At 67.5% G+C, this 19232-nt stretch carries 19 protein-coding genes; 8 read left to right on the top strand and 11 right to left on the bottom strand.

Features of this window, described 5'->3' with window-relative positions:
* Positions 1–7 precede the first annotated feature (7 nt).
* The 7 genes from GGR36_RS15135 to GGR36_RS15105 form a co-directional block, all read right to left on the bottom strand.
* On the bottom strand, positions 8–781 hold the full coding sequence (locus GGR36_RS15135; protein ID WP_183635631.1) for a metal ABC transporter permease: 774 nt from the start codon (positions 779–781) through the stop codon (positions 8–10).
* Positions 781–1692: a metal ABC transporter substrate-binding protein gene (locus GGR36_RS15130; RefSeq protein ID WP_183635630.1), complete on the bottom strand. Its 912-nt coding sequence runs from the start codon at positions 1690–1692 to the stop codon at positions 781–783. Before GGR36_RS15130 ends, GGR36_RS15135 begins: the two co-directional genes overlap by 1 nt.
* Positions 1693–1746: 54 nt before the next feature.
* Entirely contained in the window at positions 1747–3168 is a 1422-nt protein-coding gene (locus GGR36_RS15125) for a TonB-dependent receptor (protein ID WP_183635629.1), read from the bottom strand.
* A 66-nt stretch (positions 3169–3234) separates the two neighbouring features.
* Complete coding sequence (locus GGR36_RS15120) at positions 3235–3633, bottom strand: hypothetical protein (RefSeq protein ID WP_183635628.1); 399 nt, start codon at positions 3631–3633, stop codon at positions 3235–3237.
* Between the two features lie 37 nt (positions 3634–3670).
* Complete coding sequence (locus GGR36_RS15115) at positions 3671–4090, bottom strand: MerC domain-containing protein (RefSeq protein ID WP_183635627.1); 420 nt, start codon at positions 4088–4090, stop codon at positions 3671–3673.
* Positions 4087–4527 carry a Fur family transcriptional regulator gene (locus GGR36_RS15110; protein ID WP_183635626.1) on the bottom strand — a complete coding sequence of 147 codons (441 nt, stop codon included), beginning with the start codon at positions 4525–4527 and terminating at the stop codon, positions 4087–4089. The genes GGR36_RS15115 and GGR36_RS15110 overlap by 4 nt, the downstream gene beginning before the upstream one ends.
* A gap of 114 nt (positions 4528–4641) precedes the next feature.
* Positions 4642–5505, bottom strand: a complete 864-nt coding sequence (locus GGR36_RS15105) for an SDR family oxidoreductase (RefSeq protein ID WP_183635625.1) — start codon at positions 5503–5505, stop codon at positions 4642–4644.
* Between the two features lie 136 nt (positions 5506–5641).
* On the opposite strand from GGR36_RS15105, the gene GGR36_RS15100 reads away from it, so the two are divergent.
* On the top strand, positions 5642–6550 hold the full coding sequence (locus GGR36_RS15100) for a LysR family transcriptional regulator (protein ID WP_183635624.1): 909 nt from the start codon (positions 5642–5644) through the stop codon (positions 6548–6550).
* An 11-nt stretch (positions 6551–6561) separates the two neighbouring features.
* Here GGR36_RS15100 and GGR36_RS15095 read toward each other — a convergent pair whose 3' ends face one another.
* The gene (locus GGR36_RS15095) at positions 6562–6843 is read right to left on the bottom strand and encodes a hypothetical protein (RefSeq protein WP_183635623.1); all 282 of its coding nucleotides are present in this window, start codon (positions 6841–6843) and stop codon (positions 6562–6564) included.
* A gap of 511 nt (positions 6844–7354) precedes the next feature.
* Positions 7355–7630 carry a hypothetical protein gene (locus GGR36_RS15090; protein WP_183635622.1) on the bottom strand — a complete coding sequence of 92 codons (276 nt, stop codon included), beginning with the start codon at positions 7628–7630 and terminating at the stop codon, positions 7355–7357.
* 95 nt (positions 7631–7725) lie between these two features.
* Here GGR36_RS15090 and GGR36_RS15085 point away from each other — a divergent pair, with 95 nt between their 5' ends.
* Positions 7726–8406 (top strand): Lcl C-terminal domain-containing protein, encoded by a 681-nt coding sequence (locus GGR36_RS15085; protein ID WP_183635621.1) that lies wholly within the window; start codon positions 7726–7728, stop codon positions 8404–8406.
* A 501-nt stretch (positions 8407–8907) separates the two neighbouring features.
* Here GGR36_RS15085 and GGR36_RS15080 read toward each other — a convergent pair.
* Complete coding sequence (locus GGR36_RS15080) at positions 8908–9975, bottom strand: AraC family transcriptional regulator (RefSeq protein WP_183635620.1); 1068 nt, start codon at positions 9973–9975, stop codon at positions 8908–8910.
* 141 nt (positions 9976–10116) lie between these two features.
* Here GGR36_RS15080 and icmF point away from each other — a divergent pair, with 141 nt between their 5' ends.
* Positions 10117–13446, top strand: a complete 3330-nt coding sequence (icmF, locus tag GGR36_RS15075) for a fused isobutyryl-CoA mutase/GTPase IcmF (RefSeq protein WP_183635619.1) — start codon at positions 10117–10119, stop codon at positions 13444–13446.
* Positions 13447–13491: 45 nt separating this feature from the next.
* On the opposite strand, the gene GGR36_RS15070 is transcribed toward icmF, so the two are convergent.
* On the bottom strand, positions 13492–14103 hold the full coding sequence (locus GGR36_RS15070; RefSeq protein ID WP_183635618.1) for a TetR/AcrR family transcriptional regulator: 612 nt from the start codon (positions 14101–14103) through the stop codon (positions 13492–13494).
* 86 nt (positions 14104–14189) lie between these two features.
* Here GGR36_RS15070 and GGR36_RS15065 point away from each other — a divergent pair, with 86 nt between their 5' ends.
* The 5 genes from GGR36_RS15065 (at position 14190) to GGR36_RS15045 (ending at position 19159) form a co-directional block, all read left to right on the top strand.
* Positions 14190–15227: a prolyl oligopeptidase family serine peptidase gene (locus tag GGR36_RS15065; protein WP_183635617.1), complete on the top strand. Its 1038-nt coding sequence runs from the start codon at positions 14190–14192 to the stop codon at positions 15225–15227.
* A gap of 9 nt (positions 15228–15236) precedes the next feature.
* The gene (locus GGR36_RS15060; RefSeq protein WP_183635616.1) at positions 15237–16073 is read left to right on the top strand and encodes a nuclear transport factor 2 family protein; all 837 of its coding nucleotides are present in this window, start codon (positions 15237–15239) and stop codon (positions 16071–16073) included.
* A gap of 111 nt (positions 16074–16184) precedes the next feature.
* Positions 16185–17714: a S41 family peptidase gene (locus tag GGR36_RS15055; RefSeq protein WP_183635615.1), complete on the top strand. Its 1530-nt coding sequence runs from the start codon at positions 16185–16187 to the stop codon at positions 17712–17714.
* Positions 17684–18082, top strand: a complete 399-nt coding sequence (locus tag GGR36_RS15050) for a hypothetical protein (protein ID WP_183635614.1) — start codon at positions 17684–17686, stop codon at positions 18080–18082. The genes GGR36_RS15055 and GGR36_RS15050 overlap by 31 nt, the downstream gene beginning before the upstream one ends.
* A 126-nt stretch (positions 18083–18208) precedes the next feature.
* On the top strand, positions 18209–19159 hold the full coding sequence (locus GGR36_RS15045; RefSeq protein WP_183635613.1) for a hypothetical protein: 951 nt from the start codon (positions 18209–18211) through the stop codon (positions 19157–19159).
* Positions 19160–19232: the final 73 nt, after the last annotated feature.

The following is a 19232-nucleotide window of genomic DNA, read 5'->3' as shown; positions in this document are numbered from 1 at the left end:
ACAGACTTCAGGCCGCTGCGACCTCGCGTGCCGGCGCGGTCGCCAGCGCGAGCACCACGCCGATCACCGCCAGCACCCACACGATCACAGCGCCCGACGGCAGATCCAGCACCGCCGAGGCGGCCAGGCCGAGCGCGTAGCCGACCGCACCCAGCGCCCAGGCAGCAAGCAGGCGACGCGTGCCGGCCAGGTTGCGGGTGGCGAGGGCCGGGATGATCAGGCTGGAGAACACCAGATACACGCCGACCACCTGCACCGACGCGGTGACCGCGATCGAGAACAGGGCGTAGAACACGAAGCTGCCGCGCCGGCTCGCGCCACCGAACCACAGCACCAGCAGCACCGCGGTCAGCACCGCCAGCCACACGATCTGTTTCGGGCTGACCCACAGGATCTGCCCGACCAGCAGGTCCTTCAGATGCTCGCCACCGTGCGGGTTACTCGCCAGCAAGAGCAGGCCGCCGCTGGCGGCGAGCACGAAGAGCACGCCGATCAGTGCCTCCTGATGTCTGCCGGCGCGCCGCTCGGTGAAGGTCAGCAGCAAGGCGCCGGCGAGGGCCGCCGCCACCGCCGCCACCTGCACCAGCATGCCTTGCGGCTCCCAGCCCATGAAGTCGGCGGCGATCACGCCAAGGCCGGCGATCTGCGCGATCGCGAGGTCGATGAAGACGATGCCGCGGTCGAGCACCTGCATGCCCATCGGCACATGGGTGGCGAGCACGAGCAGGCCGGCGATCAGCGCCGGGCCGAGGATGGAGAGGTCGAGGGCGGAGAGGTCCATTATTTGCCGGCTCCCTTGAGCAGACGCGCGAGGGTGTCGTCGTACAGACCGAACAGGTCTTTCGCCGCAGGCGTGCCGCCCACGGTGAACGGGAGCTGCACCGCCGGGATCCTGGCGCGCTCGGCCAGCCAGTCCGCCGAGCGTGCGTCCTGGTAGGCGGCATAGGCGATCAGCCTGGCCGGGTGGTCCTTCTGGCGCGCCAGGATCTCTTGCAGGTGCGAAGCCGTCGGCTCGACGCCCGGCTTGGGTTCGAGCGCATCGACGTACTGCAGGCCGAGCCAGTTTTCCATGTAGCTCCAGGCCTTGTGCTGGACGAGGATGGGCATGCCGCGCAGCGGCGCCGCCTGGGTCGCCCAGCGGGCGAGTGCGGCATCCCAGCGCTTGGCGAAATCCTGGCCACGCTGCGCGTAGAACGCAGCGTTGGCGGCATCGATCTGCGCCAGACGCTGGCTCAGGGCCGCCGCCACCTTGGCGATGTTGCGCGGGTCGGTCTGGATGTGCGGGTTGCCTTCGGGGTGCACGTCGCCGTCGGCGCGATCGACGCGGGTCGGCACGTCGAGCTTCTGCACGAAGTCGGAGGCCGCGAAGTTGCCCGGCTTGCCGGGCTGGATCGCCGGGTTGCCGGACTGCTGGATCAGGATGGGCAGCCAGCCGACTTCCAGCCCGGCGCCGGTGCAGGCGAGCAGTTCGGCGTTGCGCGCACGGGCGATCAGGCTGGGCTTGGCCTGCACATGGTGCGGGTCTTGCAGCGCGGTGGTGGCGACGGTGACGTCGACCTTGTCGCCGCCCAGTTCCTGCGCCAGCGCCCCCCACTCGGGTTCGCAGGCGAGCACCTTGAGGGCCGCCGAAGCGGGGCTGGATACGGCGGCGAGCGATGCGGTCAGCAGCGTCGCGAGAAGGAATCTCTTCATGTCGGGGTTCTCCGGTTCGGACGCAGGCCTTGTGGGCGCCGCGGCCCTTGCCAATCAGTAAAGGTGGGCGCCGTGGGCGCCAAGGCTCATCTGGTACTGCAGGAAGGCCTGGTTGTCGGCAAGGCCTTCGCGCGAACGGTCGCGGGTGAATTGCAGGCGCAAGCGCGAGAACTCGCTCGGGCTGTAATCAAGCATCAGGCTGCCGCGCGTCGGGTTGTAGTCGCTGGCGGCCAGAGAGGCGCTGTTGATGCCGTATTCCGCCGTGCCGTGCTGGAGCTGTTCGCCGCGCAGGCCGATCCGCCAGCCAGGCATGAACTGGTAGATGCCCTGCAGGTAGAAGCCCGACTGGCTGTTGCGATAGGCATCAACGCTGTTCGTCGCCGCTGTGTCGTAGGCCAGATCGCCGCTCTGCGTGCGATGCAGGTACTCGCCCTGCAGCTTGAAGTTGCGCACCGTGGCATTGCCCATCGGCGCCCACTTCCACACGAAGTCGGCGATCCAGAGCTGGGTCTTGCCGGAGAAGGCGTTCGTGACGCTGTTGCCGGCCAGGTCGGTCGCATCCCATGCCTGTGCGTTCGCACGTGCGTGCTGGTACGAGAGCCCGGCGCGCCAGCTATGGCTTTCGCCGACGTCGCCGCCGACATGGCCGTAGGCCGACCAGGCGCCGGCGCCGTTGCCACCACTGTCGCCGCCCGGGTAGTTGGCGCCACGACCGGCTTCGGCGCCGAATTCGAGGTAGGTGTCGGTCGGTGCCAGCCAGCGCACCTGCAGGCCGTCGTCGCCGAACTGGCCACCGACGAAGGCCTGGTAGGCGAGCGGCGCATCGACGAAGTCCCAGGTGTGCGCATGCTGCTCGTTGAGGTAGCCGATGCCCGACAGGAAGCGGCCGAACTTCAGGCCCAGCCCGTGATCGAGCCCGAGCGTCTGCACATAGGCCTCTTCCACCGACACGCTGTTGTCGCCGTGCAGGGCGATGTTGATGGCGCCGCGGAAGCGGTGGTCGATGTTGGCCGACAGGCCCAGTTCCGATTCGCCCAGATTGAAGCCACGCTCGCCGGGGCCGGCTTCGACCCCCTGCGGCAGCGGGAAGCCGGTGATCGCATAGCCGGCCGGGTCCTGCTTCAGGAAGCTGTAGTTGCCGGCGAGGATCAGCGAGATCGCCGGGTTGAAGGCGGCATCGCTCGATTGCGGCGCGGCGGCAACCGGTGCGGCAGCCGGCGGCGCCGCCTCGGCAACGCTAGGCGGTTCGGGCACTGGGCGGGTGGTCAGCGGCGCGGGCGCAACCACCACAGCCGCGGCCGATTGCGCCTCGGCCTTTTCCAGTCGTTTTTCGAGGGCCTGGATGCGCGTTTCGTAGCTCGCGCGCATCGCCTCGATTTCCTTACGCAGTTTCGCCAGCTCGGCGCTTTCGCCGGCGTGGGCAGGGCTCGTCAGCGCGAGCGCAATGCCCGCGGACAGCAGTTTCCTTTGCAGCATGAATGCCTCGGATCAATCGCAATGAACGGGAACGCCGACCCGGTGCGGGTGGCGTTAGAGGGCGGTTCAGGCGATCCGGGCCGGTGGTGCGCGTGAGGCGTAGGGCAGCCGGGCCGGCGCGCGAAACGCGGGCAGGGCGGAAAGCGGGGTGAAGTCGAATGCCGGCGTCAGCGTCGCGGTGGGCGCTGATTCGCCGGCGACACCGCTGGTGACGCCACTGAACGCGAGGCAGGCCTCGCAGGGCGAAACATCCGGATAGCCCGGCAGGTCAACCGCGGACTGCGATTGCAGCGCTTGCGCGGTATGGCCGTAGCCGTGCGCCAGCGCGCCCAGCTGCATCAGCGGCAGCAGGAGCAGGAACCACAAGAGGAGGGCGGCCGGCACGAAGCGCCGGCGCGTCACGGCAATCAAGGCTGTTGGACCATCGAGCAGGGCACGGAACCCTAGATTAACGCAGGCTGCCATTGCAGCAAGATGACTGATCCCGTTTGACGCGTGCCCTTCAGGCCGGACACGCCTGCAGGTCAGTCTGGCTGCGCATGCGGCGCAGATTCACCCAATGCGCGCTGACCAGCAGCAGGCCGCCCGCGACGGTGAAGGGCACGTCCAGCGATTCGATGTGGAACAGCGCCTCGGCACCCACCGCGATGCTGCACAGGCTCACCCCGGCGATTGCCGCGACGCCGACATAGCGCGAACGGTGGCGCCGGTAACCCGGCAGCAGCGCGAGCAGCGACAGCAGCACGACCGGCACCAGCAGCAGCGCATGCACGCCGGTATGCGGGATCAGCGCCAGCGCCGGCAACAAGGGAATCAGCAGCGGCAGCGCGAGGCAATGCACCAGACAGGCGGCCGAGGCGAAGATGCCGAGCTTGTCCCAGGCGCTGCGCGGCGGGTGGTCGTGACCGTGGTGGGCGCTCATCGGGCTTCCTCCACCGGCACGTTGCAGGCGGCGCAGTGGCCGTGCACTTCGAATTCGACCTGCGTGCTGGCGAAGCCGGCGGGCAGGCGCGGCGCGGCGCGCGGCGTGTCTTGCAGGCAGAAGACCTTGCCGCAGTCGTCGCAGACGAAATGCGCATGCGCCTGATGCGGCTCGCCGTCGGTGGTGGCGGCGGAGAAGCGGAACACGCGCTGCTCGTCGGCGGTCTTGTGCGCGAGGCCCTGCTCGACCAGCCAGTCGAGCACGCGATACAGCGTGACGCGGTCGACCGGCGTGCCGTCGTCCAGCGCCTTTTCGACGTCGTGGTGCGAGAGGCCGCGTTCGGCGCCGCGCAACAGCGCCAGCACGCGCAGGCGCGCCGGCGTGACACGGGCGCCGCGTTCGCGCAGCAGGCGGGAGATGTCTTGCGATTCCTTCATGCACGCAATTGTATTTGCAACCGGGTTGCAAGAGCAACCCGGTGCATGAAGGACACTGCCGTTTCGTCGCCCCGCGCGGCCGGCCGAAACCGCCGCTGGCCCGCGCGGAAGCCTTCAGCGGAAGGCGACCAGGTTGTCGCGCACGAAGTCGGCGAAGCTGTGGCCGGGCTTGCCGGTCAGGTGCTCGACCGCCGGGCTGACGAAGGCCGCCTGCCCGGTGGCGAAGAAACCGAACATATTCGCCAGATCGGTTGCCAGCCATTCGGGCATGCCGCCGCCGAGCATCGCCTCGCGCGCCTGATCCGGCGTCACCGCGACGTACTGCACCGGCTTGCCGAGCGCCGCCGACAGCGTGGCCGCCGCCTCCGCAAAGCTCACCGCCGCCGGCCCGGTGATTGCGTAGCGCTGGCCTTCGTGGCCGGGTTCGGTGAGCGCCACCACGGCCGCGGCGGCGATGTCGCGCACATCCACCATGCTCACCGCGGCGTCAGCCAGCGGTGCGTAGAACACGCCCTGATCGCGGATCGAGGCGGCGTGGTTGTGGAAGAACTGCATGAACAGATGCGGCTGCAAGTGCGTCCAGGCGATGCCGGAGGCTTCCAGCTCGCGTTCCGATTCGCCATGCCAGCGGCCGAGGCTGATCGGGCTGTTCACATCGGCACCCAGGCCCGAGTGCCGCACGATGTGCTTCACGCCGGCCGCCTTGGCGGCCTTGAAGAAGGCGCTGTGCAGCGCGACCTGGGCCGGGTCGGGGCTGGTGACGAGGTAGGCGCGCTCGACGCCATCGAGTGCCGCGGCCAGGGTCTCCGGCTTGGCCAGATCGGCCTGGACCAGCGTGACACCCGGCAGCGCGGCGAGCGCGCCCGCCTTGGCGGGGTCGCGCACCAGCGCACGGACCGGCACGCCGCGGGCGGCGAGTTGGCGGACGACTTCGGCGCCGGTGGTACCGGTGGCGCCAGTAACGAGGATCGGTTTCATGCGTGCTCTCCTGAACGGGGTTCGTTGCGCGGGCCCGGTCTCGGGTTCGCGATGGGTGCATTCTGCGAACGACCATTGAACCGGACTAGCCGGCCGGCATTGATTACAGTGTCCAACTCGCTGGACAATCCAGCCGATGAACACCGACCTTAACGATCTGCTGATCTTCACCCGCGTCGCCGCCGTCGGCAGCCTCGCCGGGGCGGCGCGCGGACTCGGCCTGCCCAAATCGACGGTGAGCCACCGCATGCAACAGCTCGAAGCGCGGCTGGGCGCGCGGCTGATCGAGCGCACCACGCGGCGACTGGCACTCACCGAGATCGGCGCGGCCTACCTCGCGCGCTGCCAGCGCATCGTCGCCGAACTGGAAGACGCCGAAGCCTTCGTCGCCGGTTTCAAGGCCGAACCGGCCGGCACGCTGCGCATCTCGGCGCCGCTCGAAATCGGCACCTACTTTCTGGGCGGCATCGTCGCCCGCTTCATGCAGCAGCACCCGCGGGTGCAGGTCGAAATCGACCTGTCGAGCCGCTTTGCCGATCTGGTGGAAGACGGATTCGATCTGGCGATCCGCGCCGGCACGCTGGCCGATTCAAGCCTGATTGCCCGCCCACTGTTCCAGGCGCCGCGGCGGCTGGTGGCGTCACCCGGGTATCTGGCCCAGCACGGCAGCCCGACCTCGCCAAGTGCGCTCGATGAGCATCACGGCGTCGGGCCCGGCAGCGTGCGCGAGCCGCTGCGCTGGGCGCTCAACGGCGCTGGCGGGCGCATCGAAGCCAAGCTGAAATGCAAGCTGGCGGTCGGCAGTCTGTCGGTGCAGCGCGAAGCCGCGATCGCCGGGCTGGGCATCGCGCGCCTGCCGGACTTCGTCTGCCGCGACGCACTCGCCAACGGCGAGCTGGTCGCCGTGTTGCCGGACTGGCAGCCCGATCCGGTGCCGCTGCAGGCGGTGTACCCCAGCCGCCGGCTACTGACACCCAAGGTGTCGGCCTTTCTCGATTTCCTCGAACGCGAGCTGCTCAGGCTGCTGGGCACGCCGGGCGCCTGAGCCGGCCGGACTCAGTAATCGTCGTCCGCGATATGCGGCACATGGTCCTCGGCCGGCAAGCCGGTATCGGGGTCGACCCAGTCGGAAAGCCCGAGCGCGGTTTCCGCCTCGCTGAGCGTGGTCGCGTCCTCGTCGCCGTCCGCGTTCTCGGCATAGGCCAGCGCCGCGTCGTAGGTTTTGAACGGGCCAACCTCGTCGAGTGATTCGGGGTCACGCCAGTAGAAGCCGTCTGCACGTTCCGCGACGCGGATGCGCTCTGGCGCACCGGCTCCGCCCTTGCTGGAGGTACTCATGACAAGACTCCTTGCAGCTTGAACCGGACCGCCGCGCTACCCGTTTCATCGACGTTACCGGCTCACAGGACATGGATCGGGTGGGTTCCCGTTCCCACTATAGGCCTGTCGGGCAAACACCGTGAAGGGGGCCCACGCACCGCGCGGCCGGGGCGCCTCAAGCGGCGCGATGCGGCTTGCGCCGGGCGTGTGGCCCCATGCTGGTCCAGGCCACCAAGGCGCAGTAGAACGCAGAGCCGACGACCACTCGGACCAGAAGCGGGCCACCGAAATCGACGCATCGCTATTGAGCCGTATCGCATTCAGCGTCGCACCACGCCGCTTCTGGCGCGATGCAGCGCAGATCCAGCGCGAAGGCGCCGGCTACTGCAGCATCGCCGGCGAACGGCGGGGCCGGTGCTTTTGCAAAGGCTGAGCGGGAATTGCCGATTGGGTTGGCCAACCCGTTGGATTGCGAATGGCGGCTATGCATCGTCACATTAACGATGGCTGATCCGACGACAGATCGGCCTTAGCTGACCTTCAAGCGCTCGCAACCGCAGAGCAATCGACCGTCAGGTCGCAATTCACTGGCGGTGATGATCCGACCCATATCGGCCTTCGCCATGACCAATTCCGGGCACGCCAGCGACCCCAAACCGCCATTGGCCTCGCTGCCGTGAAGCCGTCTTCGTGCCAGTCCCCAATTGCCGACGCGATGGTTGCGTTGTCCGAGGTCAGGGGCCGGGTGGCCCGAATGGATGTCGGTTTTCTTTGCAGCTTGCCCAAGATGAAAACCGTGAATCACGCTAAGTCATTGCCTTGAAACGGGTTCTGCTGAAACCCCGCGGTGGTGCGACTTCTGCTTGCCTGCACGCTGAGACAAATCAAAGGAGGGAAATGATGAAAGCGTCGAAGAGATGGGCCTCTGCACTTGGTCTGCTGGCCATGGCGGGTATCACGCAAGCGGCGCCAATGACGCTGGTTGACGGCGGCTTGGGGGTGCTCGATAGCGCCACTGGCCTGGAGTGGACCGCCAACATGAATATACGTGGCGCATCGAGCTGGGCCACATCAGCCTATCTTTGGATCGACTCTCTGAACACCAGCCATTACGCCGGTCACAACGACTGGCGTCTGCCGACGTTGAACCCCTTGGATACGAGTTGCAGTGATAGCTTCAGTCCGGGAGGTGGCTTTCCAGACTTTCACTATGGCTACAACTGCACCGGGGGCGAGCTGAGTCATCTGTTCGTCTCGAACCTAGGTAACAAGGCGCACGAGTCAGTGCTGAATGAGACCGGCGATACGGCCGAGCAGATTGCCAACCTGGCCCTTTTCAGCAACGTGCAGTCCTACGACTACTGGTCAGGAACGTTGTATGCGCCGGATCCGACCTTCGTGTGGGTCTTCAGCGCCAGCGACGGCCGCCAGCACCTCGTCAATAAAGGTGGCATTCCGTTGTATGCGGTGGCTGTGCGCACCAGCGATGGGGCGGTCTCATTGCCGGAGCCACAAACGCTGGCACTGGTGTTGCTGGCCTTGACCGCGACGCTGGTGGCCGGACGGCAGCGACCACGTTGAGGCGCTAAGGCTTCAAGCCCTTTGGCTCGCTCGCGGGGTAGCGGGCTGAGCCCCCTGCCGCGGGACGCTCTTGGCTGTAAGTCATGGCTTGCCACCCACATCAGATGATCTACAAGGCGGCGCGGGACGAGACGGTTGAGGTACAGAGGTTGGTGTCGGGCATCTCGGGGTATCTCAAGTACACCTTGGGCGCCGAGTTGCAAGCAGGCGAGAGCATCGCTGCACCGGGCCAATCGCGCCGCAATTCGCGAGCAGCGGACGGCCGAATTGTTGGCTCCGAGCGATCGCAACTGCGCGCCGCTGGTAGCCAAATCGAGCAAGAGCGGTGGTCAAGTTGGTCGCCCTAAACCGGTCATTCAGCTCGGGCCAAGGCGGGATATCCCGACTGCGTCGCGAATGTCAGGTCTTGGCCGGATGACGATGAGTACCTCGGTGCAAGTAGCGCCGTATTGCCCCGACCTTTCAAATTCCCGTCACACCAAGCTCTGTAACTGCGCGCGCTCAACCGGCCTGACGCCCCCGCCGCCACGCACTCGGCGATTGCCCAGTCCACCCGACAAACGCGCGGAAAAACGCCGAGGGTTCGGCGTAGCCGAGTTCGGCGGCGAGCGTGGCGATCGGCACATCGGTCTGCCCCAGGCGCGCGAGGGCGAGGTCGCGGCGCAGGGCTTCGCGGATGGCGCGGAAGCTGGAGGCTTCGGCTTCGAGCCGGCGCGCGAGGGTGCGGGGTGAGAGGTGCAGGCGGGCGGCCACGGTTTCGAGCGTGGGGAGTTCGGGCAGGGCTTCGCGCAGGAGGTCGCGCACGCGGGTGACCATTTCGCGGTCGCGCCGGTAGAGCGTGGTGAGCCGCCCCGGGCCGCCGGCGAGGAAGCGGGCGAGCGCGGCTTCGTCGCGCCGCAGCGGCAGATCGAGCAGGTTGGCGGCGAAATGAGCAACAAGCGGAGCGACCAACGGCGTAGCCGGTGAATCGCCCGGCGCGGCGAAGCGGCTGTGCGCGGTGTAGATCAGCGTGTAGTCGGCGACATGCGCCGGGGGCGGGTAGGGGAAGTCCACCGCGTCGAGTGCGATGCCGCGCCCCACCAGCCAGCACGACAGCCCGTGCAGCAGGCGCAGCAGCCATTCGAAGCTGAACACGCGGTCCACCGCAAAGGGTTGGCGCTCGCTGATCGTGAGCTGCGCATGTTCGCCGCTCCGCGCCACCGTGATCGACACATCGGGCAGCACCAGCCGCAGAAAGCGCGCCGCGCGCGCCAGCGCCTCGCCCAGCGTTGCGGCGCTGAGCACACCCCGGCACAGGAATTCAAAACTGCCCACCCGCATCGGCAAGGGGAACAGCCCGAAGGCCTCGTCGTCGAGCGTCGCCGCGACATGGTTGTAGAGCGCGGCGTAGTGGGCCAGGGGCACGCGGGCTGCGGGGTCGGCCAGCAGGGCGGCGTCGATGCCGACTTCGGCGGCAAGCTGCTCTGCATCGCGATCCTGGGCCGACGCGCCCGCCAGCATGCCCAGCACGAAGCCGATCGCCACGGTGGCGCGCGAGGGCGGCGAAAGTTCGGAATTTGTCGCGTGCATGACAAGCCAACTGAAGCGCGAAAGCGATTGGCGGAGTTTGCACGATCGGCGGCCAATCCGGCACTGGCACTGCGATGTGCGGGCGGCTACTTTCACAGGAAGCCCGCCGAATCTTCACGATGCGGGCACCGGAGAACACCGATGACCGACCCGCGCGTCCACACCCAGTTGGCCCCGTACAAGACCAAGCACCGCGTCCGCTTCGTCACCGCCGCCGCGCTGTTCGACGGCCACGACGCCTCGATCAACATCATGCGGCGGCTGCTGCAGGCGACCGGCTGCGAGGTGATCCACCTGGGGCATAACCGCTCGGTGGGCGAGATCGTGAACGCAGCGCTGCAGGAGGATGTGCAGGGCATCGCGATCACCTCGTACCAGGGCGGGCATGTCGAGTTCTTCAAGTACATGGTCGACCTGCTGCGCGAGGCGGGCGCGGGGCATGTCAAGGTGTTCGGCGGTGGCGGTGGCGTGATCGTGCCGGCCGAGGCGCGCGAGCTGATGGACTACGGCGTGACGCGGATCTACTCGCCGGAAGACGGCGCCGCGCTGGGCCTGCAGGGCATGATCAACGACGTGGTGGCGAAGGCGGATTTCGAGATCGCGCGTGAGCTGCCGACCGATACCGACGCGCTGCTCGCCGGGCTGCGCGGTGGCGACCGGCGCCTGCTGGCGCGCACGATCACCGCGCTGGAAGCAGGCTCTGCCGCGCCCGCTGTGCGCGAGGCGATTCTGCGCGAAGCCGAGGCACTGAGCACACCGCGCCTGGGCATCACCGGCACCGGTGGTTCGGGCAAGAGCTCGCTGACCGACGAGCTGATCCGCCGATTCCGCCTCGATCAGGCGGACCGCATGAAGATCGCGGTGATCGCGGTGGACCCCTCACGCAAGCGCACCGGTGGCGCGCTGCTGGGCGACCGCATCCGCATGAACGCAATCGAGCACGCCAACATCTACATGCGCTCGCTCGCCACCCGCGACACCGGTAGCGAAATCTCGGCCGCGCTGCCGGAAGTGATTGCCGCCTGCAAGCTCGCCGGCTTCGATCTGGTGATCGTGGAGACCTCCGGCATCGGCCAGGGCGATGCGGCGGTGGTGCCGCATGTGGATCGCTCGCTGTACGTGATGACGCCGGAGTTCGGCGCCGCGAGCCAGCTCGAGAAGATCGACATGCTGGACTTCGCCGACTTCGTCGCGATCAACAAGTTCGACCGCAAGGGCGCGGCCGATGCGCTGCGCGATGTGGCCAAGCAGGTGCAGCGCAACCGCGAGGCCTTCAACCAGCGCCCGCATGAGATGCCGGTGTTCGGCACGCAGGCGAGCCGCTTCAACGACGATGGCGTGACCGCGCTGTACCAGGCGGTGCGCGCCGAGCTGCAGGGGCTCGGCCTGCATTTCGAAGCGGGCCGCCTGCCGCTAGTGCATGTGCGGCATTCGACGCACCAGACGCCGATCGTGCCGCCGGAGCGCAGCCGCTATCTCGCGGAGATTTCGGACACGCTGCGCGGCTATCACAAGCGCGTGGCCACGCAGAGCCGCATCGCACGCGAACGCCAGCAACTGGCAGCCGCACGCGAGATGTTGCTGTCGTCCCCGCGCAGGCGGGGACCCAGCGACTCACACGCGACGCTGGATTCCCGCCTGCGCGGGAATGACGCGCTCGGTGCGGACCTCGACGCGCTGATCGCCGAGCGCGAAGCGCAGCTCGGCGCGCACGAGAAGAAACTGCTCGCCGACTGGCCGCAGGTGGCGGCGTCCTACGCCGGCGACGAGTACGTGGTGAAGATTCGCGACAAGGAGATCCGCACCCGGCTGGTATCCGAAACCCTTTCCGGCAACTTCATCCGCAAGGTGTCGCTGCCGAAGTACGAGGACCACGGCGAGCTGCTGCGCTTCCTGATGCGCGAGAACCTGCCCGGCGCCTACCCCTACACCGCCGGCGTGTTCGCGTTCAAACGCGAGAATGAAGACCCGACGCGGATGTTCGCTGGCGAGGGCGACGCCTTCCGCACCAATCGCCGCTTCAAGCTGCTCTCCGAAGGCATGCCGGCCAAGCGGCTTTCCACCGCCTTCGACTCGGTGACGCTGTACGGCAACGACCCCGACCTGCGGCCGGACATCTACGGCAAGGTCGGCAACTCAGGCGTGTCGATCGCGACGCTCGATGATCTGAAGGTGCTGTACTCCGGCTTCGACCTCTGCGCACCGAACACCAGCGTGTCGATGACGATCAACGGGCCGGCGCCGACGATTCTCGCGATGTACCTGAACGCGGCGATCGACCAGCAGCTGGAGAAGTTCGAAGCGGACAACGGGCGCGTGCCGACCGAGGACGAGATCGCGAAGATCCGCGCCTGGACGCTGGCCACCGTGCGCGGCACGGTGCAGGCCGACATCCTGAAGGAAGACCAGGGCCAGAACACCTGCATCTTCTCGACCGAGTTTTCGCTGAAGGTGATGGGCGACATCCAGCAGTACTTCGTCGAGCACGATGTGAAGAACTTCTACTCGGTGTCGATCTCGGGTTATCACATCGCCGAGGCCGGCGCGAACCCGATCTCGCAGCTCGCCTTCACGCTGGCGAACGGCTTCACCTATGTCGAGGCGTATCTCGCACGCGGCATGCACATCGACGACTTCGCGCCGAACCTGAGCTTCTTCTTCAGCAACGGCATGGACCCGGAGTACGCGGTGCTGGGCCGCGTCGCGCGGCGCATCTGGGCGGTGGCGATGCGCGAGAAGTACGGCGCCAACGAGCGCAGCCAGAAGCTCAAGTACCACATCCAGACCTCCGGCCGCTCGCTGCACGCGCAGGAGATCGACTTCAACGACATCCGCACCACGCTGCAGGCGCTGATCGCGATCTACGACAACTGCAACTCGCTGCACACCAACGCCTTCGACGAGGCGATCACCACACCGACCGAAGACAGCGTGCGCCGCGCGATGGCGATCCAGCTGATCATCAACCGCGAGTGGGGTGTGGCGAAGTGCGAGAACCCCAACCAGGGCAGCTTCCTGATCGACGAGCTGACCGATCTGGTCGAGGAGGCGGTGCTGAAGGAATTCGAAGCGATCGCCGCACGCGGCGGCGTGCTCGGCGCGATGGAGACCGGCTACCAGCGCGGCAAGATCCAGGAAGAGTCGCTCTACTACGAGCACAAGAAGCACGACGGCAGCTACCCGATCGTCGGCGTGAACACCTTCCGCAATCCGCATGGCGATGCGGTGCTGGAGAAGCTGGAACTCGCGCGCTCGACCGAAGACGAAAAGCAGTCGCAGCTCGCACGCCTCGCTAGCTTCCATGCGAGCCATGCCGGCGAATCCCCAGCGATGCTCGCGCGGCTGAAGCAAGCGGTGATCCACGACGAGAACGTGTTCGCAGTGCTGATGGACGCCGTGCGCTGCTGCTCGCTCGGCCAGATCACGAATGCGCTGTTCGAGGTCGGCGGGCAGTACCGCAGGAACATGTAGCGCGCGATCCGTGTCCGCGCCGAACGGCCAGTCGGGCCGCTGCGTTCAAGGCTTCGGCAAGGCCTGCGCCGCAGGCAGCGGGCCCGGCGCGTCGTCCGGTGCAAGCAGCTGCGCCTGAAGCTGCTGCATCACGCCGCGATACAGCGCCAGATCGCCCACGACGCGGCTGCACACCAGCGCGCCTTCGATCAGGATCTTGGCTTCCCAGGCGCGCCGTTTCGCAACGGCCGGGGCGACGCCGCAATCGACCAGCAAGTCGGCCAGGTGTTCGGCGCGTTTGACGAAGCGTTCGCGCAGACCGGCGCCGAAACGCTCCAGCCCGTTACCGATGCCGAAGGCGTTGGCCGGCGTGAGCTGGCTGGCGCGGTACTGCACCTCGTCGATGACCTTGAGGTAGGCGGCCAGGCGTTCGCGCGGGGGCAGCGGGCTGGCGAGCAGCGCATCGACATGGGTCGTTGCCCAGGCGTCGGCCTGCATCAGCACGGCCACCGCCATCTCGTCCTTGCCGCCCGGGAAGTGGTGGTAGATGCTGGCGCGGCCAAGCCCGGTGCGCACGGTGATCAGCGCCAGCGTGGTGCCGTCGTATCCGTACTCGTAGAACAGATCGACCAGTTGGCCGATCAGTTGTTCGCGCGTGTCGCTCTTGGGTCGTGCCATCGCTGTTTCAGTGCTGCAGGGCGGTTGACAATCCTACCGTGATAATTACTATACCGATCGGTCGGTTAATTAACGGAGTGTCCCCCGTGTCTCTGATTCCGAAACTTCGCCGCATCGTGGCCCTGCTCGCATTCGGCGCGCTGTCTGGCGCCGGCGCCGCGGCGTCTCCGTGGCAGGCGGCAAGCCTGACGGCCACTGCAAACATCCGCTACGGCCAGCATTACATGGTCGCTCTGCCCGACGGCTACGAAGCCGACCCGCAACGTGCCTGGCCGCTGATCGTGTTCCTGCATGGTGCCGGCGAGTGGGGTGAGGATCTTGCGCGGGTGAAGACGCAGGGGCTGGGCGCCTACATCGAAGGCGGTGGCAAGCTGCCCGCGATCGTCGTCGCCCCGCAAACGCCAAGCGGCCAATTCTGGCATCCGCTGTTCGTCGATGCGGTGATGCGCGAAGTCGGCGCCCGCTACCGGATCGATACCGACCGCACCTACCTGACCGGCTTGTCGCTCGGCGCAATGGGCACCTGGAGCACCGCCCTCGCCTTCCCCGATCGCTTCGCCGCCCTGGCGCCGGTGGCGGGTTCCTTCCCGAACGACATGCTGGCCTACAACCTCGGTCGCCCCGAGCCCACCGCCGCCGACTGGCTGCCCGCCATCCGCCCGCTGAGCCACCTGCCGGTGTGGCTGGCGCATGGCGAAGTCGACCCGGTCGTCCCGTTCGCGATGGCCCGGCGCGTCGCCGGCGTGCTCAAGCAGCTTGGCATGACGCCAAAGACCGAGTGGATGCCAAATGTGGGCCACGATGCCTGGACGCGCACCTATGCCGAAACGCCAGCCTTCTATGAATGGCTGTTCGCGCAGCGTCGCGGCACCGCCCCCGCCGCACCCGCCCCCGGCGCCGAACTCGCGGGCCACTACCGGGCCGACAACCGCGAGACGGCGGATGTCACCGTGCATGCAGATCGGATCGACATCGCGCTGAGTGAAGGCTCGCAGATCGAGTTCCTGCCGATCGACCGCCGCCAGTTCATCGGACCATTCCTGATCCGTTTCGAGGACGACGCCACGGGCGCGCCGCGCGCCTTGGTGATTCCCGGCATCGGCCGCTTCGAACGGCAAGGTTGAGGCAGCGCCATGACCCGAGACACCTGTGCCGGGCTCGTGTTCGGGGCCATCATCGCCTGCCTGATGCCGCACGGTGCCGCGCACGCCGCGCAAGACGACGCGCTGCGGGAAACCCTGGATGCGTATGTCGAAGGCTGGTATGCCGGCGACGCCGCGCGCATCGAAACGGCCACCCATCCCGATCTGATCCGCCGCAAGCCTGCGCTGGCCGGCACCGACGGTACGATCCAGCTCGAAGAAATCGACCAGCTCGGCTTGCTCGCCGCCGCACGCAGCGGGCTCGGGCGCCGGGCTCCGGCGGAAGACCGCAAGCGGATGGCCACCGCGGTGTTCGCCCAGCGCGGCATTGCTGCGCTGGCATTGGTCGAGACAGGCGGCACCTTCAGCTACCTGCAACTGGTGCGCAATGGCGGCCGCTGGCAGGTGCTCAACGTGCTGTGGGAACCCAAGGCCAGCCCCGACGATGGGCCCACGATGCAAGAGGCGCCGCAGGTCGAGGCCGCCGTGCGCGACTATGTGGACGGCTGGTACAGCGGCGATGTGGCGCGGGTGCGCCGTGCGCTGCACCCGGAACATATCCGGCGCGAGCCGGCGCTGCTCGACGCAGGCGGTGACATCCGCATCACGACGCGCGATGCCGGAGCAGTGGCGGGCGCGGTTCGTAAAGGCGTCACCGCTGGGCGCTCGACCACGCAGGCGCAGACAAGGATCGAGGTCGCCGAGATCCGGGGTCGCTCTGCCGCCGTCATGCTCGAAGCTGGCGCGCGCGTCGAGTACCTCCAGATGGCACGCAACAAGGGGCGCTGGCAGATCGTCACTGTGCTTGCGGCACCCATCCCTGACTGACACACCCGCTAGCCACCGCCTGTCGCCCGTCAAGACGCCGCCTGCCGGCGAACGACGCACCCCGCGTTTGCGTCAGAATGCGGGATTGCACGCAACAGCCCGCAAGCGCTCATGACCTCCTCCAGCCACCGCACCCTCGCTTCCATCGGCCTCATTACCCTGCTCGCCGCGTGTGGGGGCGGCGGGGGTGGATCGTCCGGCGGCGCGATCCAGAACGCCGGCTTCCCCGCTTCATCCACGCTCGCTGCGCAGTGCATTGCGCCGCGCAGCGGCAGTTCGCCGGTGACCGGCATCCCTTATGCAGATCGCGCCGGATCGGCGGCGACCGAAAAGGCCTGGCTGCGCTCGTGGACCAATGAGCTCTACCTTTGGTATCGGGAAGTGCCGGATCCGGACCCGACGACCTTCTCGACCGTGCTGAGCTACTTCGACGTGCTGAAGACCACCGCGAAGACCGCCAGCGGCAAGTCCAAGGACCAGTTCCACTTCACCTACGCGACCGACAAGTGGGAAGCCATGTCGCAGGCGGGCGTATCGGCCGGCTACGGCGCGGAATGGGCAGTGGTGTCGCGCACGCCGCCGCGCGAGATCCACGTCGGCTATGTGCAGGCGGGTACGCCGGCGGAGCGCGCCGGCTTGCTGCGGGGCACGCAGATCCTCACCGTCGATGGTCTCGACGTCGCCAACAGCAGCAACGTGGATGGCCTGAACCAGGGCCTCGGCCCGGACGACCCCGGGGCGACGCACACCTTCACCGTGCGCGATCCGGGCGCGAGCACCACCCGCGATATCACGATGACCTCCGAAGCGATCACGATGCAGCCGGTGATGAACACGCACTGGATGCTCACCCCGACCGGCACGCTCGGCTACTTGCAGTTCAACGATCACATCGCGCCAGCCGAGGCCGCACTTGTGAGCGCAATCGAGCAGTTGCGCACAGTGGGCGTGAGCGATCTGGTGCTGGACATCCGCTACAACGGCGGTGGTTACCTCGCGATCGCGAGCCAGCTCGCCTACATGATCGCCGGGCCTGCGCGGACCACCGGCGCCACCTTCGAACGACAGGTGTTCAACGACAAATATCCGAGCACCAACCCGGTCACCGGGCGCGCGCTGACGCCAACGCCCTTCTACAACACCACGCTCGGCTTCTCGCTGACGCAGGGGCAGGCGCTGCCGACACTGGGCCTCAACCGGGTCTATGTGCTGACCGGCGCCGGCACCTGTTCGGCGAGCGAGGCCATCATCAACGGCCTGCGCGGCGTCGGCGTCGAAGTGATCCAGATCGGCAATACCACCTGCGGCAAGCCGTATGGCTTCTATGCGCAGGACAACTGCGGCACGACCTACTTCTCGATCCAGTTCCGCGGCGTCAACGCGGCCGGCTACGGTGACTATGCCGACGGTTTCGTACCCGCCAGCTCGGGCGACGCCGGCCTGCCGGGCTGCGTGGTGGCAGACGACTTCAGCCATGCGCTGGGCGACCCGGCCGAAGGCCGCTTTGCGGCGGCGCTGGGCTATCGCGCTACCGGTACCTGCCCGGTGCAGACGGCCGCCCGCTCGACGCTGGGCAACGCAGGCGGCCCGGCGATCAGCGGACGCGCACCATGGCGCGACAACCGCATCCTGCAGCGCTGACGATGCGCCGCGGCCTCGCCAGCGTCACGCTGCTGGTCGCGGCCTGCCAGGCCACACCCTTTGCGGTCGAGCAGGATGCCTTGCTCGACGCACCCGACGCCGCGACGCGGCAGGCGATTCAACGCGCCGCCAGTGATCTGTTCGATGGCGCCGCGCTGCTGCTGGCCGATGACGCCTTCACCCGCGACAGCAGCGTATCGATCGCGCAACGCGAACGGCGCGGGCCGGACGGCCTGCGGATCGAATCCCGCGACTTGGCGGTGCCACACGTGCTGACGCTGCGCACCGGCCGCGACGGCTGTGTGCTGTGGCGGCCCGATAGCGGCCGTCGCGCAACGCTGCCCGGTGTGCGTTGCCGCCCGGCGTAACGCGGCAAAACGAGCGGCCGGGCCCCGCTTGGCGCAATCCACACGCAAGCCAGCTGTGCTAGCGTGATGCGCACCGTGCGGGGGCTTGACGCCCGATCCGCACACCGCCTGATCCGGAGCCCTGAGATGTCCGCCGCCGCTCGAATTGCCGTGATCGCCGCGTCGCTGCTTGTTCCCTCGTTCGCGCAGGCCCAGGCCAAGCCGTTCTCGCTTGTCGATGGTTCCCAGCTGCAAAAGGCCGCCAATGGCGTCCTGTCCCTGATGAGTTACTCGGTGATACCGGACATCACATCGAGTTCGCTGTCGATCAGCAGCGCCTCGACCGGCAACCCCGATCTGGTGATGTCGCAGTTCGGCGGCGGCTTCACCTGGAGCACCGAGACGCCGCTCTACCTCGAAGGGGCTGCGGCCTACAGCCGTTACGACCCGAGCTTCGTCGCCACCAACGGCAGCGAGACCCGACCGATCCCGGTGAAATGGGTGTCGCTGTCCGCCACCGGCGGTATCGGCTGGGATTTCCCGATCGCCAAGTACTGGGTGTTCCGCCCGGTATTCAACTTCTCGCTCGGCGCGGTAACCAGCGATCTTGCGATCGGCAAGGCCTTCATCAACTACAAGCTCGGCCGCGAGGCCGACTTTCTGGACGGCGGCACGCTCAATTCCTACGGGCTCGGCGGCAGCCTGATGCTGGATTACGAAAAGAAGGTCGAGTCCCATGAGACCGATATCGAACTGCGCCTGACCAACCTGCAACTGCAGAGTTTTTCCGGCACCAGCGATTCGATCAAGGGTCACGCCAACTCGACCACCGCCAACCTGTGGGCGCGCTACCGCGCCCCAACCGGCTTCGTGGTGATGGATCGCCCCTTGCGCTACGTGCTGGAGTGTTCGCATTCCGAGTACTTCGGAGACCAGCGCGGCGCACTCGGCTTCGTGCGCCTGAGCCAGATCGGCGCCGGCATCGAGTTCGACTCCAGCGCGTACGACATCATCATCACCCGCACCCGGCTGGTGGCGCGCTATGCCTTCGGCGAGGGCGTCTCGGGCGTGTCGATCGGCTTCGCAGTCAGCTTCTGACGGCGCGGCGCGCAGGCAAGTCGCACCCTCGCGGCGATCCGCAAGCCCTTGTTAGAATTGCGGATTCATCCGC

Source organism: Niveibacterium umoris, assembly GCF_014197015.1.
Taxonomy (GTDB): domain Bacteria; phylum Pseudomonadota; class Gammaproteobacteria; order Burkholderiales; family Rhodocyclaceae; genus Niveibacterium; species Niveibacterium umoris.
This window is presented reverse-complemented; position numbering and strand designations above follow the sequence as displayed.